We start from the raw sequence: 17048 nt of genomic DNA, 5'->3' as shown, positions 1-17048 counted from the left end.
GACTATCTATATCAAAAGATGAATTAATTATCATTCTGATAACCTGCTGGACGTTTCCAACGCACAGGAGGAGCTGGTTCTGGCTTCAGTTTAAATTCATTGCCTTTTAATAGATTTAATGCTTCTTGTACAGCACGTTCAAGCTGAGGGTCATTACCTTTGCTGGTTTCTTTTGGATGTTGAATAACCTCAATATCTGGGGCAACACCTTCACCTTCAACTGCCCATTCACCATTAGCATCATAGAACCCTCCTCGAGGTGCCACCATACGACCACCATCGATAAAACGTGGTGTATCCCATGTACCAACTAAGCCACCCCAAGTACGTGTTCCAATGAGTGGTCCTAAATTTTTCATTTTAAACATATACGGTAATAAATCACCACCGGAACCTGCACGTTCATTAATAATCATAACCTTTGGTCCCCAAATGCCTGCTATTGGAGTGGTCCACGGTCTATTGTCGTTGGCCTTACTGTTAAAATATCCAAACAACTCGCGAGACATAATGTCTATCATATAGTCTGCTGCAGATCCACCACCATTGTTACGTTCGTCAATTACCACACCCTTTTTATCTTGCTGCGAAAAATAGTATCTGTTAAAGGATGTGAATCCTCCACCTCCAGTATTTGGTACATAGACATATGCTAATTTTCCATTAGACATTTTATCAACTTTTCTTCTGTTTTCTTCTACCCATTCAATAGTTCTTAATCCGCGCTCGTTACTAACCGGTTTAATTAAAACAGTAGTTGGATTACTTCCATTAGCAGAACTACTAACAGTAATATTTATTTCCCTTCCAGCGGTTTGTTCTAAGTGTTGATAGATGTTGTCATTACCACTAATGTTTTTACCGTTTACTGAAATAATAAAATCACCTTCATTAATGTTTAAACCTGGTTGGGCTAGAGGAGACCTTGTGTTAGGGTTCCAACGCTCACCGTCATAAATTTTAGAAATTTGGTATTTACCATTTTTAATTACAAAATCGCATCCCAAGAGTCCCACAGGAACATATTCGACATCTGGGAAATCGCCACCAGAAACATAGGAATGACCAACAGCAACCTCACCACTCATTATATCAACAACATAGTTAAGATCTGTTCTATGTCTTACGTGATCTATCCATGGAGAATACCACACATAAATGTCATCCCATGGTGCTCCATGCACGTTATCGACATAAAGAAAATCGCGCATATAACGCCAACCTTCTTTGAAAATTTGATGCGCCTCTGCCTTAGGATCGAGCTTAATTTTCATATTGGTATCCAATTTGCCATCGCCTGGTTTTGGCTTACCTTTTGAGCCTGTTAAAACCCAGCTACCATTTTGATAGAGTAGAATGGACTTTCTATCATCAGAGGCCACCATTTGAGAAACGCCTTTGGCAAAATCAGAAGCTTTTTCCTTTTCAACATCATAAGAATGTACTTTTAATCCTCTTTCATTTGGAATTGCTTCAGCAATAAATACCTGATGTTTAGGTCCTTTTAATAGTGCTATATAGTTGCGCGCAGGCAAGTTTAATGGAACCGCTCTGTCGAAAATTCCATTTTCATCAATGACGACTGAAACCTCGTCTTTTTTCTTATCGTCTTTTTTGCCATTATCTTCCTTATCATTAGATTTTGTGGCTTCCATATCTGTTTTTGGAAGGTTAGGTGCTTTATCCTCAGAATTTAAAACTACTGCATATAGACTGCGCGTTAGATTGGCAGCAGGATCATAATTACTCATATCTAACCAACCTGATTGTAAGCCATAATTGGTACTTGCTAAAGTATAGATGTATTTGCCACTTTCGTCCCAAACAGGTGTTATAGCATCTGCAATAGGATCTGTAATCTGTAGTGTTTTACCAGATTCAACATTATGAATAAATATGGATTTAAAATGACTTTCTAGTTGTTTTGGATAAGCAATCCATTTACTATCTGGTGACCATTTTGGATTCATGGTTCTATTAGGATGTGCATATCGATCTGTATCTACTTTCTTAGTTTGTTTGGTCTCTACATTATAAATCCAAACGTTATAATGCGTATCTGAATAAGCAATATATTTTCCATCTGGAGACCAGTCTGGTTGAAAATAGAATGTTGGGTTTGGTAAGGCAGTGTATTGGGCATTTTGACCATCTTGGTCAGCAATGACAAGACTGTATTCACCACCTTTGTCAGAAAACCAAGCTACTTTATCACCTTTTGGTGACCAAATAGGACTTCTATCCGCTACTCCAGGAGAATTTGTAAGGTTCATCCAAGTCCCATTTTCTTTTGGTACCGTGAATATTTCACCTCTATACTCAAAAATTGCACGCATACCACTAGGCGATACATTTGGATTGGTTAAATCTCTTCCTGAAACATCATCCCATTTTGTTCTGTAAAAATTGAGATCAGCTTTAACGTCTATATTTAATTGCTTTGTAGTGCTTGAACTAGGATCATATACATGAAGATAACCACCTTGTTCATAAACTATTTTATTATCACTTGCATCTAGACTTTTTACATCAAACTTTTTATGAAACGTAATCTGTTTTTCTTCTTTAGTTGAAGGGTTGAATGACCAAATATTCATTGTATAGTCTCGCTCAGACATAAAATAAACAATACCATCTAACCAAACAGGATCTAAGTGACGCTCTTGCGTTGGTTGAGTGGTTCTAACAAGTTCTTTAGTTCTGAGATTAACAACCCATATTGGCATGGCTTGTCCACCACGATAATTACGCCACTCTGCATCCCATCCTGTAATGGGAGTGTAGGCAATATGTTTTCCATCTGTGGACATTTCTCCATAAGCCGCTCTTGGTATGTCTAAAGCTTCTGGAAATCCACCATTTGTTGAAACCGTGAAAAATTTGTTAGTCATTGTCGGTTGACTTTCTCGTCCTGATCTAAAAATTACTTTTCCATCAGGTGTCCAACCTTGCACAAAATCACCGCCAGGATGATAAGTAAGGCGTTTTGGCTCTCCGCCTTCTGCAGGAATCACATAAACATCAATATTACCATCATATTGAGCTGTAAATGCTATTTGGCTACCATCATTTGAATAATGTGGACTAGATTCATAACCTTCATCGCTTGTTAATCTTATGGCTGTGCCACCATCAGTACTGGCTTTCCAGAGGTCATTTGCATAAACAAAAACTACATCGTTGTTGTGAAGGGTTGGTTGCCTTAATAGTTGAGTGCCTTGTGAGTAACTAGTCAGGAAAAAGCAAAACGTAATAATACTAGAAATGTATTTCATAAATGGTTGATTTTGATAGTAGGTGAACCGTAGATTTTGGTCATCTAAAAATACGACTTAAGGAAAGTGAAAATTCCAAAAGAGATGTTAAAACTAGAATCCTACTGCAGTATCATCGCCACGTCTGTCTGCACCACCTTCTAATCTACCATCTTCAAGTATTAATATACCATCTACTTTGCCAATTACTGGAGAGCGTGTCTGGTTAATCTTGTAGCCCAAAGATTCTAACTGATTAATCAATTTTTCGGCAAAACCATTTGGTTCCATACGGATTTCGTCGGGCAACCACTGATTATGAAATCTTGGTGCATTTACTGCTTCTTGCATTGTCAATCCAAATTCATGAACATTCAAAATAGTTTGGAAAACAGAAGTGATAATTGTTGAACCTCCAGGTGTGCCTAAAGACATATAAAATTCACCATCTTTTTCTACAATCGTTGGTGTCATGGAACTTAACATTCTTTTTTCTGGAGCGATACTATTCGCCTCCGCACCAATCAACCCATAATAGTTAGGTTCACCTGGTTTGCTACTAAAATCATCCATTTCATTATTTAAAAAGAACCCAAGTTTATCTGCATATAATTTAGAGCCATAACCACCATTTAGAGTAGTTGTTACGGCAATGGCATTACCAAACTGATCTACAATAGAGTAGTGGGTAGTCTCTTCACTTTCATAGCCCATTATCTCACCATGAGATATTGAATCAGCAGGTGTAGAACGATTAAATGAAAAGTCTTTCATTCTATTTTCTAAATAGACTTCACTTAATAAGGTCTCTGAAGGGATTTCAACAAAGTCTGGATCTCCAAGATAGAAGCTACGGTCAGCATAGGCACGTTTTTCGGCCTCCACCATAACCTGTATAGATTTTAATGAATTATGACCAAAATCACCAAGATCAAAAGGCTCTACCATAGTCATGATTTGATTTAAACAGATACCACCAGATGATGGTGGCGACATGGATGTGATGGTGAGGTTATCATACTGAAATGTAATTGGGTCTCTCCATTTGGCTTCATATTTAGATAGATCTTCTAAGGTTATAATACTCCCATGACTTTGAAGGAATTCTACCAGTTTATTTGCTGTTTCGCCTTTATAAAATTCATCACGACCATTCTCTGCGATTCGCGATAAGGTTTCTGCTAAAGGGCTATTATTAATACGATCACCCTTTTTTATGTTTTTGTTAAAGTATATTTCTTTTTTATTGACGACTCTAAATATGCTATCATAATTTTTGAAGCGATTGGCTTGTTGACCTGTGACTACATAACCCTTATTTGCCAAATCAATAACAGGTTGTAAAATGGTTTTAACGTCTAATACACCAAAACGTTCTTGTGCTTTAAAAATTCCTGCAATAGTGCCAGGAACACCAACAGCTAAACTACCGACTGTACTTTTACCTTTTATAACATTTCCATTTTCATCAAGAAACATATCTCTATTGGATGCTAATGGTGCTTTCTCTCTATAATCTAGCGCACCTTTTGTTCCGTCCGTAAGGCGATACACCAAAAATCCACCACCACCTAAGTTGCCAGCATAAGGATAAGTAACAGCTAAGGCCATTTCTGTGGCCATCATGGCATCGAATGCGTTACCGCCTTTTTTTAGTATTGCGATTCCAATCTGAGAAGCCTCTACTCTAGCACTCACAACCATGGCACTTTCTGCAACTAGGCCTCTTTGTGGCTCTTCTATTTTTTTAGCCTTGCCTTCATGTTTGCAACTTAGAAGTAAGAGGACGATAACTACGCTGAGTCTTAAGGCAATTCTCATAGATTATATTTTTTTTGAAGTGATTGTAGTTCGGTTGCACTATATTCTTGTAATTCAGCGAAGAATGCTGTAAACTCATTTTCGAAGTCTGAATAATATTGTATTAATTCCTTTGTCGCGAGATTCATTTTGGATTTGTACTTGGTTCTGCGATTCATTCCATTCAATACGGATTGAATCCCTTCTATTTCAGCATATCCTAATAACCAATTATCCTGTATCATAAATGGCACAAGCTTTTTAAACTTAGTTGGTAATATTTCAAAGTTTTTATCAAGGCTATTATAAAAATCCTCAACAAAAATATCTAAAGGCGTATCAGAATAGTTTACCCAATTTTTTGCAAGAAAATGATCATAAAAAATGTCAATAATAACACCACTGTAGTGTCCATATGGTTGATGTAACTTTTTTGTACTTTCTTTAAAGATAGGATGTGCATCGGTAAAAGAATCAATAGCTCTGTGAAGCAAAATACCAACCTGCATTTCAGTTGGAAATTCTAAATAAGATTTACCTCTTATCCCATCTGCAACAAAGTTTCCTATAGTAACAAGTTCATTATCACCAGATAGATAAATGTGAGCTAAAAAATTCATCTGTCGAATTTACAAATTCATAATAATATAAATGTATTTAGATATTATATTTGCTCAAAATCAAATCTATATGACTTTAATTAAATCAATATCAGGAATACGAGGAACTATTGGCGGTAAGGTTGAGGATAATTTAACACCTATTGATACCGTTAAGTTTGCTGCGGCTTATGGTACTTGGATCAAATCACAACGTAATAAAGAAAATTATAAAGTTGTTGTTGGAAGAGACGCCAGAATATCTGGAGAAATGATTCAGAATTTGGTTATGAATACCTTAGTTGGTATGGGTATCCATGTTGTTGATTTAGGGTTGTCAACCACACCTACTGTAGAAGTTGCTGTTCCTATGGAACATGCTGATGGTGGTATAATTTTAACTGCTAGTCATAACCCAAAGCAATGGAATGCCTTAAAGCTACTCAATGCTAAAGGTGAATTTCTTGATGGAGAAGAAGGTAAAAAGATATTAAATATTGCTTCGTCTGACGCTATGCGTTTTGCCGAAGTGGATGAACTTGGTAAAATCACCAAAAATGAAGCTTATATCGATTTACATATTGATGAAGTTTTGGATTTACCGTTAGTGAATAAAAGTGCAATTGAAGCGGCCAATTTTAAAGTCGTTGTTGATGGTGTAAATTCTACTGGAGGCATTGCGATTCCTTTGTTATTAGAAAGATTGGGTGTGCATGCGGTAAAGCTATATTGTGATCCTACAGGTCATTTTCCACATAACCCTGAACCATTAAAAGAGCATTTAGGTGATTTAGCAAAAGCAGTTGTAAAGGAAAACGCAGATTTTGGTATTGTAGTAGATCCAGATGTGGATCGTTTAGCATTTATGGATGAAACAGGTGAGATGTTTGGGGAAGAGTATACGTTGGTAGCATGTGCTGACTATGTTTTGAGTAAAAACCCTGGGAATACAGTTAGCAATATGAGTTCAACTAGAGCCTTGCGCGATGTAACTGAGAAACATGGTGGTAGTTATGAAGCTAGTGCAGTTGGAGAAGTCAATGTTGTAGCGTTAATGAAGAAGAACAATGTGGTTATTGGTGGCGAAGGTAATGGTGGCATTATTTACCCAGAATTACATTATGGTAGAGACGCACTTGTTGGTGTTGCTTTGTTTTTAAGTTTATTAGCTGAAAAGAAATTAAAGGTAAGTGAACTTAGAGCAACTTATCCAAATTACTTTATGAGTAAAAAGAAAATACAATTAACTCCAGAGTTAGATGTAGATGGTATTTTAAGTACTATGGAGCAAAATTATAGTCATGAAAAATTAACGACCATCGATGGTGTGAAAATTGATTTTGCTGATAGTTGGGTACATCTTAGAAAGAGTAATACAGAGCCGATAATTAGAATTTATACTGAAGCACCTTCTCAAGACCAAGCGGATAATCTTGCAGATAGATTCATTGCTGAGATTAAAGCCGTTGCCAATATTTAGTATCTTTGCTTAACGATTAGATAAGGGTTCTAACAATGATTAGTGAAACAAAAATCAAAGAAAATTCTAAGCTCGAAACTTATTTCAATAAGTTTAGAAAGCATATCATTGGTCAAGACCAAACCTTCTCTACACCATATGGTGAGCAAAAGATTATTTATACAGATTGGACAGCTTCTGGTAGGCTTTACCGGCCAATTGAGGAGAAATTACTTAATGATTTTGGTCCTTTTGTAGCAAATACACATACTGAAACCACAGTTTCTGGTACGGCAATGACAAAAGCCTATCATAAAGCCAAGCATATCATAAAGCATCATGTTAATGCCAATGCAGATGATGTGTTAATTGTTTCTGGTAATGGTATGACAGGTGTTGTGAATAAATTTCAGAGGATATTAGGGCTTAAGGTACCTGAAAACCTTAGGAAATTTACGGAAATTCCAGACGAAGTACGACCTGTTGTATTCGTTTCACATATGGAACATCACTCTAATCAGACGTCTTGGTTAGAAACCATGGCCAAAGTGGAGGTTGTACCTCCAGATTCTAATGGTCTATTTAGTCTAGAAAATCTGGAAGCTTTACTTGTAAAATATAAAGATAGAGCACTTAAAATAGCATCTGTAATTGGTGGCTCAAACGTAACAGGTATTCAGACACCTTATCATGATATTGCTAAACTAATGCACAAACATGGTGGTGTTTGTTTTGTGGATTTTGCATGTTCAGCACCATATGTAAATATAGATATGCATCCAGAAGAAGACGATGCGCATTTAGATGCCATATTCTTTTCACCTCATAAATTTCTTGGTGGACCAGGAACCTCAGGTGTTTTAGTCTTTAGTAAAGAATTATACAAAAATATGATTCCGGATTGTCCTGGAGGAGGAACAGTAAGCTGGACGAATCCTTGGGGCGAGCATAAATATATTGATGATATAGAGGATAGGGAAGATGGAGGAACACCTGGATTCTTGCAGGCTATTAAGGCATCTTTAGCAATTCGCCTAAAGGAGCAAATGGGTGTCGATAATATGTTGAAACGAGAACATGAGTTAATTGACATTGTGTTTGATAAGCTTTCACCGGTTAAGAATATAAATATTCTCGCTGGCCAACATAAAGACCGTTTAGGTGTTATATCATTTTATATTGATGACTTGCATTATAACCTTGGCGTTAAGCTATTAAATGATAAATACGGTATACAAACACGCGGCGGATGTAGTTGCGCAGGGACATATGGACACTTTTTATTGCATGTAGACCAACAGACATCTCGAGAATTGACTGATGAAATTTCTATTGGTGAATTAGTAAGAAAACCAGGTTGGATAAGAATGTCTATTCACCCAACTACAACGACTGAAGAAATAGAATTTGTTTGCGATAGCATAATTGACTTGGCCAAGAACCATGAGCAATGGTCTAGTCATTACGAATACTCAAGATGTAATAATGAGTTTATACACAAATCACAAGTTGATAAACCCTGTGATGATAGTGCTATTGATAAATGGTTCGATTTAACTTAATTACTTAAAAGCTTCTGGTACCTTATCACGATGCTTCCATCGTTTGTGCGTCCACAAATAATATTCGGGCTTCTCGTAAATCTGCTTTTCTATATAATCGATATACAAATCCGTTAATTCATTTTCTTTATAATCTTTCGGATTCATAATTACTTTTTCGATTGTAGCCTCGTAATAACCGCGTTTTACTTTATCAATTCTGAAGAACATTACAGGCACATCAAGTTTTTTAGCAATCATTTCTGGACCAGTAATAATTGGTGCTTTGATGCCAAGAAACGCTCTCCAATAGTGCGCTTTTTGAGGCTTTGGTGATTGATCTGCTGCAAAACCGGCTACAAATAGCTCACCATTTCGCTTTAGTTTGGTAAGGGTGGATATAGTTTCTTTCGTTGTAATTAAGTAAGCATTGTAACGTGCACGCATCCTTTTCACCAGATTGTCAAAATACTTATTTTTTAGGCGTTTGTATATCGCATAGCCTTTATGTCCTATATGACATTGTATTACCACAGACCATTCCCAATTAGCATAGTGCGAACACATTAAAAGGACACTTCTGTTTTGTTCCTCCAAGTCTTTTATTTCTTCAATATTAGTATAGACAAAGCGCTTTTTAATCTCACTTTCTTTTATTGATAACGATTTTATGGCTTCTAAGATTAAATCACATAAATGACTATAGAACTTACTTGTCAATTTAGAAATCTCTTGTTCTGATTTATCTGGGAATACTAATCTGAGGTTTTCTTTAACCGTGGATTTTCTATACCCAAAAATTTTATACATAAATAGGTAAAGGATATCCGATAAAAGATAAAGCAATCTAAATGGTAAAATAGAGATTAGCCATAAAATAGGATAAACCAGTATGTAAGCAATAAGTTGCATTAAACGCTGTTAGTTTTAAAGGGCAAATATATATTATATTTGACGTTTTAGATTAGAGTTTATGTACAATTTAGGATTGGTTACTATTGTTATTATTGCAGCAAACGTTATCGTGTCGTATAAGGGATTTGGAGACCGATTGTTTTTTGAAAAATATAAATTTAATGTTGGTAGCATAAGACGTGGTGAGCAAATACGTATGGTAAGCTCAGGATTTTTACATGCCGACACGACCCATCTTTTGATGAATATGGTCACCCTTTACTTTTTTGCAGGCTCTGTAATTGGTCAATTAGGGAATTTTAATTTTATCATAATTTATATCGCCAGTTTGATTTTTGGAAACCTCTTATCACTCTATTTACATAAAGAAGAATTTTGGTATAGTGCCATTGGAGCAAGTGGTGCGGTAACTGGGATTTTATATGCCGCTATTTTGTTAGATCCAAAAATGAGTCTTTACATGTTCTTTATTCCTATTCCAATACCAGGTTACATTTTTGGGATTGGTTATTTACTCTATTCGATCTATGGCATGAAGAACAGAATTGGTAACATAGGACACGACGCGCATTTTGGTGGTGCAGTTGGTGGCTATTTGGTGACATTACTACTAATGCCTAGTCTACTTAAAACCGATTTGGGTCATGTAGGCCTATTGGCAGTACCTATTATTATACTTTTTGTAATGTATAAAACAGGTCGCCTTAAATAATTAGATTACTGCGCTAACAATTGCTCAATGCGATTTTCGAGTTGTCTACCTCGAAGATTTTTCGATATAATTTTCCCATCCTTATCCAGCACGTATGTCGCTGGAATAGCGTTGATATTGTATAAGCGTGCAACAGGATCATTAAAATATTGTAAGTGGGAAACTTGGGTCCACTTTAAGCCATCCTTTTCAATAGCATCTAGCCATGCTTTTTTAGGATCTTTTTGGCGAGAGTTGCCATCTAAAGACACTCCTATTATTTCTAGACCATCATCATGAAATCTATCATAAATTCTAACCACGTTTGGGTTTTCTTTGCGACAAGGCCCACACCATGCCGCCCAAAAATCTATAATGGTCACCTTACCTTTGAGATCCTCTAAAGAAACCATAGTTCCGTCAGGTGTAGGTGCTTCGAAATTAGGAGCAACCTTTCCAACTTGAAGATGTGCCGTTTTTTGAAATTCAACATTAATACTGTCTAGTTTTCTTTTAACTCTAACACCCATAGGTGTATTTTTTAATTCAGGAACTAAATTATCGTAAGATTCTAAAAAGCCTTCAACATCAAATTTTTGTTTATTAGCCTCTAATCCCAATAGGTTGAGTGTAAAGTAGCTATTGTTATTTTCTTTGGTAAATTTTGCCGGAAAGGCAGCAAATCGCTTTCCATTATCCTCTAATAATACTTCTAAAGAATCCTCTTTTTCAGAATCCTGAGCTTTTCTTGCATCAAGAAATTCACTGACGAGTTCTCTATTTTCTTTTTGTAAAGCCTTAATGCCATTTTGATATTTAACGAGGTCATCATGGGTTTTAGATCCAGTAGCCTTAGAATCTAGCATTAATTGCTTATTAATCTCAACATCAATTTCGCTGTTCTCTAACATGAAAAGAAACTCTCCTGGAATGCCTTGAATCTCCATAAATCGTACCTCTGGTTCGCTTACACTACCAGTGAAGGTGAATTTTTCATTCATTACAATTGCAGTATCCGAATACACCTCTCTACCTAGATTACTAACATCTTTGAGATATACGCGTGACCCGTTATACACACCAGGTGCATTACCATTTATAACAAAATCTGTTCTAGGGTTTTGATTACAACTTAAAATGAATGCTGGGATGACTAGCAGAATAAAAAGTCTTTTCATAATTTTTCTTTTTGATTAATTAACAACGACAAACGCTATTAAGTTAGCATTACAAATATATAAACTCAGACTAAGATTCATAAAATAGCATTGTGAAACATATCTTAAAAAACGACTACAGACGCTAGTACAGTCTTCTTATTTACAATACTTTTGTATTAAATTACTTCAACGATGCATAACGATACAATAGTAGCTTTAGCGACACCTTCAGGTAGTGGTGCCATTGCCGTAATTAGAGTGTCTGGAAAGGATGCTATTTCACTTGTAGGCAAACATTTTAAGTCCGTTGTTGACGATAAAACTTTAATAAATCAAAAAACCCACACTATACATTTAGGGCAAATTATAGATAATGAACGAACAATCGATGAAGTCTTGGTGTCAATATTTAAGGATCCAAATTCGTATACCGGAGAAAACGTTGTTGAGGTTTCGTGCCACGGATCGTCCTACATACAGCAAGAAATCATTCAAATGTTTTTAAGGTCTGGTTGCCGTATGGCCAGTCCAGGAGAATTTACATTACGTGCATTTTTAAATGGAAAATTAGACCTAAGTCAAGCAGAAGCAGTCGCTGATTTAATCTCTAGTGACAACGAAGCATCCCATAAAATTGCCATGCAACAGATGCGTGGAGGTTTTTCTTCTGAGATTGCTAAATTGAGAGAAGAGCTTCTAAACTTTGCTTCATTGATTGAATTAGAACTCGATTTTGCTGAGGAGGATGTGGAGTTTGCGAATCGTAAGGAGTTTGAGCAATTAATAGATCGCATAAGTTTTGTTTTGAAGCGACTCATTGATTCTTTTGCGGTTGGTAATGTAATTAAAAATGGGATTCCTGTAGCTATTGTTGGTGAACCTAATGTTGGTAAGTCAACGTTGCTTAATGCTTTATTAAATGAAGAACGTGCCATTGTTTCTGAGATTGCTGGTACCACTAGAGATACGATAGAGGATGAAATTACAATTGGTGGTATTGGTTTTAGGTTTATCGATACAGCTGGTATTCGAGATACAGAAGACATTGTTGAGAGTATAGGTATAAAGAAAACTTTTGAGAAGATAGATCAATCTCAGGTTGTCATTTTCTTATTTGATGCTCAAAATAATATCGATGATTTGGAATCTGTTCGAATAGAAATTGAAAAAATTCGAAATAAGCATCCTCAAAAACCACTACTTGTTATAGCCAATAAGATTGATACATTAGATGATGGACAACTGGCCAAAATCAATACAACGATTGCCGATGTTCTTCTCCTGTCTGCAAAAACAGGATTTGGTGTAGAACAACTTACAAATACTCTACTAAATCTCATTAATACGGGATTGTTGCGCAATGATGAAACTATTGTAACTAATTCGCGACATTATGATGCCTTATTAAAAGCCTTTGAAGAAATTCAAAAAGTAAAGCATGGATTAGAAACCGGACTTTCTGGCGATCTATTGGCAATTGATATTCGTCAGGCTTTATTCCACTTTGGTGAAATTACAGGAGAGATTACCACAGATGACCTGCTTGGTAACATCTTTGCTAATTTCTGTATTGGAAAGTAAAGTTATTTTCACTTGTTTATCTAATATGTTCTATTTATTGACTTTATAGAATAAAAATACTCATTTGTTTTCTTTTTATTTGATGTTATTTAGCTTTTTATTGTTGCTATTTTGTAACTTTAGGTTCATATAGCATCAAATAGCACCAAATGAAAGTTCACCTAAGAAAGAGAAAACAGACTAAAAAAGGTAAAATTAGTCTTTACCTAGAGATATATAAAGGCACTTCAAAAACTCCAGAGGGTAAAATAAAACTCTTAAGAAAATATGAGTATTTAGACCTCTATCTTATTGACAAACCGAAAACACTAGTAGAGAAGCAAGCAAATAAGGATAACTTACAATTAGCTGAAAGCATTAAAGCAAAAAGAGAGCTTGAAATAAAAAATGGAATATATGGCTTTACCAATGACTTTAAGCAAAACACCAATTTTATTGATTACTTCAAAGATCAAATGGAAAAAAGAAAAGAGTCTAAAGGTAATTATGGTAATTGGGATAGTTCATTAAAACACCTCATCAATTTTGCAGGAAATCAGATAACATTTAAAGAAATTGATGAAACATTTTGTGAAAATTTTATTGACTATTTAAAGAATAAAGCTATCAAATCAAATGGACAGCCTTTGTCATCATCATCTGTATCATCATATTTTAACAAGTTTAGAGCCAGCTTGAAAGAGGCAGTTAAGAAAAAAATAATTACCACTAATCCTGCCACTGATGTTAAAATACCAAAAGTCAAAGAACACAGAAGAGAATGGCTAACTATTGATGAACTGAAGGCAATAGTTAAGGCTGAATGTAGATATGATGTGCTAAAAAGAGCCTTTATATTTTCTTGTCTAACAGGGATGAGGTGGTCAGATATTAATAAATTAAAATGGTCAGATATTCAAAAGAATGATAATGGCTGGCAAATCCCATTTCATCAGAAAAAAACAGAGAATTTACAATACTTAGATATTTCAGAGCAGGCCAAAAGCTATTTAGGTAAAGAGGGTAATCCAAATGACAAGATATTTATAGGTTTAAGATATAGTAGTTATATGAATGTTGAACTTTCAAAATGGATGATGAGGTCAGGTATTACAAAGCATATTACATTTCATTGTGCCAGACATACCTTTGGAGTAATTCAACTCTCTCTAGGCACTGAAATATTCACACTACAAAAACTTCTAGGACATTCAGAGATAAAGACTACTCAAATTTATGCTGACATTGTTGATCAGAAAAAAAGAGAGGCTGTAAACAAGATTCCTGATATTAATATTTAGTTATGAGTATAAAAAAAGTTAATAAAAATCTTGAATCATGGTTTTTCTTTAGAATGTACTCAATTAAAAACACTTTTGAGTATTACAAGGAACTAGGCTATTCAGATGAACAACTTGAAAATATCAAGAATCCCAATGAGTTAATAAAAACATATGACCATCATATTAATTTAGATAATTGGGATTCAGTAAAAGATGATTTTTACTCACAGCGTTTAGAGGAATATCCAGAAAAATACACCGAGCAGGAAAAAATAAAGGATGAAATAAAAAAGGCTACAAATTTGCAAATCAATACAAATGATGAAAGTGAAAAATTAATAGTCAGGTATATTGATTTTTTAAATCAGAAAGCAACAAAGAAAAATACACCAAAAGACAAAGCTTCTTATATATGGCAAAATAATCCTGATAAAGAACTTCCAGAGCTTTATAATTTAATGATAGGCAATTACAAGTTAATATCATCTGAAACCTCATTAGAACAGTTTACAGAGGTTTTTACAGGTAAATCTATAAAGAATATCAAACCAATTAAAAGAACTGCCAAATTCACTAATTCTCTTTTAGCTTATTTTGTAAATGAGTTATTTTATAAATCATACCCAAATAGCTATTTAAGTATTGCAGAAGCTTGTTTTGAGGCTAAGAATTTAAGTAAAGCCATAACCAATTACAGTAATAATAAATCCAGAAAACCTAAAAATTTTGAAATAATTGATGACATTATCAGTCAAATTAAAACTTCTTAAAAAACCTTTATAGTCCTTTACTGTAAAGTCCTATCTATTCTTTTTCTTTCAATACTTAGCAATATTTGTCATGTTATAACAAACAAGGACTTGCAAGTCCATTTTATTAATAAGTAACATTAATATTATGGATAACTTACAGATAATTGATGAGAGGTTAAAAAATATAGAGAGCCTTTTATTAAATCAAAAAACAGTACTAAACTTTGATGAGGTGGCAATATATACAGGACTTTCTAAAAGCTACCTTTATAAACTAACCTGCAGTGGTGGAATACCTTGCTATAAGCCACAGGGTAAGCATATTTACTTCAATAAGCAAGAAATAGATCAGTGGCTATTACAAAACAGGAAAGCTACAACTAGAGAGCTTGTTAATCAGGCAAGCACTTTTGTCACCCTAAAAAATGATAAAAGATGAGAGTAGCATATTACAAATTAGCTATTCTTCCAGATGAGTTGAAAGTTGCTAACAAGATTAGAAGTAAAGCAAGGTTAGACTGTATTTCATTTACAGACCAAACAGAAGATGGTTATAATGGCTTGACAAATTTTGTCAATCATAAAGGACAGCTATTTTTTTACAAAACACCATGTAAAGACTTTGTGCAAGCAGATAAAAAAAGATTAGCTGAATGGAGTTTGACCAATAATGGATTAAATCTCAGTAGTATCTATATTGATGATTTAGACTATCCAGAAATTGGTTATGGCTATCCTAATGCAAATAGGCTTTTAAGCAATGGCAGTAAAAATCCACTATTTGAATTTAGAAATGATGGTTATTTGTTTTTAATGAATAAAGACTATTCAGTAATAGAGCTTTTAATTATTCCAGATGGTAGAAATCTAATAAGCAGTTATTACCAAAAATTGATTGATGGTGGTTTTGATAATGAGATCAGAAAATTAAGGGAGCAATCTATTGAGTTTTACCAATATGGTGGATTACTCTTATAGTAACATGTATCTATTGACACATTTAATCAAGTAGTTATGTATGACACTGTTAATTTGTGGTTACCCTTTGATAAGATAGGTAGTTATGATTTAAATAAAACCTGTCAAAATCTTACAGGAATAACAGAGCATAAAAAAGATGATGGTCAGGTCTATTTAAGTGGTTATCTGGATAATTATAAAGTAAGTATATCAGGGCAGGGAGTTTCTTTTAAAGGTAGTCTTGCAAAGTATTTCTTGCCTGATAACTTTCATACATTGACTAGGTCAGACAGTTGCAAAGCTTTTGAAATGATGGCAGATGAGATAGGCTTACCAATTACAAAGGCAAAAATCACAAGAATAGACTTTGCTCAAAATTTCTTGATGAGATATAAACCAGAGGCATACTACTCTTATTTAGGAGAAAGCCAATATTATAAAAGACAGCCACAATCTAAAAGCCTCTACTATTCAAATAGTATAAGACAGAAAGTGTTTTATAATAAGATTGCAGAAGGTAAATCAAAAAGAATGGAGCTTCCTAATGTTTGGAAAGGAGAGAATGTTTTAAGGTATGAAATGAGATTTAAAAGTAGATTAACAAAGCAATTTAATCAACCAGAAATCACTGCAAACATACTGTCAGATGAGAAATTTTACATGGTAGTATTTGATAAATGGCTTGCAGAATATCAGGCAATTAATAAAATAAATTCATTTAACTATAATACATCAGATATGAACAGTCCAAAGGATTTTAGAAAGCAGTTAGAACTGTTTGCAATTAACATCATAGGTCAAGATAAGATAATGCAAGAAATAGAGAATTTAAGGCATCAGAAAGCCTTTGATAAGCCAGAATATTATTCTAGGCTAAAGAGAGATATTAGAGAGCTATGTAAAATACCTGAACTGACAACCTCATCAGAATTAGTCACAGAACTTGACAAAAAAGTGAATGACTCTAAAAGATATTACAGATAATTATTATTAATCATTTTTTTAATTCTAAACTAGTTTAAAACAGAATGACTTCTTCCAACTATGATTAATCAAATTTTATCAAATCATTAA

General features: G+C 34.4%; 14 protein-coding genes. 9 read left to right on the top strand and 5 right to left on the bottom strand.

Annotation, left to right across the window (positions count from 1 at the left end; genetic code table 11):
• Nucleotides 1-23 precede the first annotated feature (23 nt).
• The 3 genes from ACRHOC_RS07805 to ACRHOC_RS07795 form a co-directional block, all read right to left on the bottom strand.
• Nucleotides 24-3275, bottom strand: coding sequence for a S41 family peptidase (locus ACRHOC_RS07805; protein ID WP_431158041.1), 3252 nt, complete (start codon nucleotides 3273-3275; stop codon nucleotides 24-26).
• Between the two features lie 93 nt (nucleotides 3276-3368).
• Nucleotides 3369-5075, bottom strand: a complete 1707-nt coding sequence (ggt, locus tag ACRHOC_RS07800) for a gamma-glutamyltransferase (protein WP_431158040.1) — start codon at nucleotides 5073-5075, stop codon at nucleotides 3369-3371.
• Nucleotides 5072-5674 carry an ACP phosphodiesterase gene (locus ACRHOC_RS07795; RefSeq protein ID WP_431158039.1) on the bottom strand — a complete coding sequence of 201 codons (603 nt, stop codon included), beginning with the start codon at nucleotides 5672-5674 and terminating at the stop codon, nucleotides 5072-5074. Before ACRHOC_RS07795 ends, ggt begins: the two co-directional genes overlap by 4 nt.
• Nucleotides 5675-5744: 70 nt before the next feature.
• On the opposite strand from ACRHOC_RS07795, the gene glmM reads away from it, so the two are divergent.
• Both glmM and ACRHOC_RS07785 read left to right on the top strand, forming a co-directional pair.
• Nucleotides 5745-7133 (top strand): phosphoglucosamine mutase, encoded by a 1389-nt coding sequence (gene glmM, locus ACRHOC_RS07790; protein ID WP_431158038.1) that lies wholly within the window; start codon nucleotides 5745-5747, stop codon nucleotides 7131-7133.
• A 35-nt stretch (nucleotides 7134-7168) separates the two neighbouring features.
• Nucleotides 7169-8674, top strand: coding sequence for an aminotransferase class V-fold PLP-dependent enzyme (locus ACRHOC_RS07785; protein ID WP_431158037.1), 1506 nt, complete (start codon nucleotides 7169-7171; stop codon nucleotides 8672-8674).
• On the opposite strand, the gene ACRHOC_RS07780 is transcribed toward ACRHOC_RS07785, so the two are convergent.
• A complete protein-coding gene (locus tag ACRHOC_RS07780) occupies nucleotides 8675-9565 on the bottom strand; it encodes a lysophospholipid acyltransferase family protein (protein WP_431158036.1) in 891 nt (296 codons plus the stop codon). It lies immediately after the preceding gene.
• Nucleotides 9566-9626: 61 nt separating this feature from the next.
• Between ACRHOC_RS07780 and ACRHOC_RS07775 the strand changes: the two genes are divergently transcribed.
• Nucleotides 9627-10280, top strand: a complete 654-nt coding sequence (locus ACRHOC_RS07775; protein ID WP_431158035.1) for a rhomboid family intramembrane serine protease — start codon at nucleotides 9627-9629, stop codon at nucleotides 10278-10280.
• 5 nt (nucleotides 10281-10285) lie between these two features.
• On the opposite strand, the gene ACRHOC_RS07770 is transcribed toward ACRHOC_RS07775, so the two are convergent.
• Nucleotides 10286-11437: a redoxin domain-containing protein gene (locus ACRHOC_RS07770; protein ID WP_431158034.1), complete on the bottom strand. Its 1152-nt coding sequence runs from the start codon at nucleotides 11435-11437 to the stop codon at nucleotides 10286-10288.
• A gap of 174 nt (nucleotides 11438-11611) precedes the next feature.
• On the opposite strand from ACRHOC_RS07770, the gene mnmE reads away from it, so the two are divergent.
• The 6 genes from mnmE (at nucleotide 11612) to ACRHOC_RS07740 (ending at nucleotide 16958) form a co-directional block, all read left to right on the top strand.
• Nucleotides 11612-13000 carry a tRNA uridine-5-carboxymethylaminomethyl(34) synthesis GTPase MnmE gene (gene mnmE / locus ACRHOC_RS07765; RefSeq protein WP_431158033.1) on the top strand — a complete coding sequence of 463 codons (1389 nt, stop codon included), beginning with the start codon at nucleotides 11612-11614 and terminating at the stop codon, nucleotides 12998-13000.
• 149 nt (nucleotides 13001-13149) lie between these two features.
• The gene (locus tag ACRHOC_RS07760; protein WP_431158032.1) at nucleotides 13150-14280 is read left to right on the top strand and encodes a phage integrase SAM-like domain-containing protein; all 1131 of its coding nucleotides are present in this window, start codon (nucleotides 13150-13152) and stop codon (nucleotides 14278-14280) included.
• A gap of 2 nt (nucleotides 14281-14282) precedes the next feature.
• Nucleotides 14283-15032 carry a hypothetical protein gene (locus tag ACRHOC_RS07755; protein WP_431158031.1) on the top strand — a complete coding sequence of 250 codons (750 nt, stop codon included), beginning with the start codon at nucleotides 14283-14285 and terminating at the stop codon, nucleotides 15030-15032.
• 127 nt (nucleotides 15033-15159) lie between these two features.
• Complete coding sequence (locus tag ACRHOC_RS07750) at nucleotides 15160-15453, top strand: helix-turn-helix domain-containing protein (RefSeq protein WP_431158030.1); 294 nt, start codon at nucleotides 15160-15162, stop codon at nucleotides 15451-15453.
• Complete coding sequence (locus tag ACRHOC_RS07745) at nucleotides 15450-15992, top strand: hypothetical protein (protein WP_431158029.1); 543 nt, start codon at nucleotides 15450-15452, stop codon at nucleotides 15990-15992. Before ACRHOC_RS07750 ends, ACRHOC_RS07745 begins: the two co-directional genes overlap by 4 nt.
• Before the next feature lie 36 nt (nucleotides 15993-16028).
• Nucleotides 16029-16958 (top strand): phage/plasmid replication domain-containing protein, encoded by a 930-nt coding sequence (locus ACRHOC_RS07740; RefSeq protein WP_431158028.1) that lies wholly within the window; start codon nucleotides 16029-16031, stop codon nucleotides 16956-16958.
• The last annotated feature ends 90 nt before the right edge of the window (nucleotides 16959-17048 follow it).

Origin of the sequence: Winogradskyella poriferorum, assembly GCF_050618035.1 — a bacterium.
Classification (GTDB): Bacteria; Bacteroidota; Bacteroidia; order Flavobacteriales; family Flavobacteriaceae; genus Winogradskyella; species Winogradskyella poriferorum_A.
The sequence above is the reverse complement of the archived record's forward strand: the minus strand, read 5'-3'. Positions and strand labels throughout refer to the sequence as shown.

Bases quoted from the DNA above. Each gene is read 5' to 3' on its own strand.
- ACRHOC_RS07805 (WP_431158041.1), bottom strand. From the start codon at position 3,275: ATGAAATACATTTCTAGTATTATTACGTTTTGCTTTTTCCTGACTAGT.
- ggt (WP_431158040.1), bottom strand. From the start codon at position 5,075: ATGAGAATTGCCTTAAGACTCAGCGTAGTTATCGTCCTCTTACTTCTA.
- ACRHOC_RS07795 (WP_431158039.1), bottom strand. From the start codon at position 5,674: ATGAATTTTTTAGCTCACATTTATCTATCTGGTGATAATGAACTTGTT.
- glmM (WP_431158038.1), top strand. From the start codon at position 5,745: ATGACTTTAATTAAATCAATATCAGGAATACGAGGAACTATTGGCGGT.
- ACRHOC_RS07785 (WP_431158037.1), top strand. From the start codon at position 7,169: ATGATTAGTGAAACAAAAATCAAAGAAAATTCTAAGCTCGAAACTTAT.
- ACRHOC_RS07780 (WP_431158036.1), bottom strand. From the start codon at position 9,565: ATGCAACTTATTGCTTACATACTGGTTTATCCTATTTTATGGCTAATC.
- ACRHOC_RS07775 (WP_431158035.1), top strand. From the start codon at position 9,627: ATGTACAATTTAGGATTGGTTACTATTGTTATTATTGCAGCAAACGTT.
- ACRHOC_RS07770 (WP_431158034.1), bottom strand. From the start codon at position 11,437: ATGAAAAGACTTTTTATTCTGCTAGTCATCCCAGCATTCATTTTAAGT.
- mnmE (WP_431158033.1), top strand. From the start codon at position 11,612: ATGCATAACGATACAATAGTAGCTTTAGCGACACCTTCAGGTAGTGGT.
- ACRHOC_RS07760 (WP_431158032.1), top strand. From the start codon at position 13,150: ATGAAAGTTCACCTAAGAAAGAGAAAACAGACTAAAAAAGGTAAAATT.
- ACRHOC_RS07755 (WP_431158031.1), top strand. From the start codon at position 14,283: ATGAGTATAAAAAAAGTTAATAAAAATCTTGAATCATGGTTTTTCTTT.
- ACRHOC_RS07750 (WP_431158030.1), top strand. From the start codon at position 15,160: ATGGATAACTTACAGATAATTGATGAGAGGTTAAAAAATATAGAGAGC.
- ACRHOC_RS07745 (WP_431158029.1), top strand. From the start codon at position 15,450: ATGAGAGTAGCATATTACAAATTAGCTATTCTTCCAGATGAGTTGAAA.
- ACRHOC_RS07740 (WP_431158028.1), top strand. From the start codon at position 16,029: ATGTATGACACTGTTAATTTGTGGTTACCCTTTGATAAGATAGGTAGT.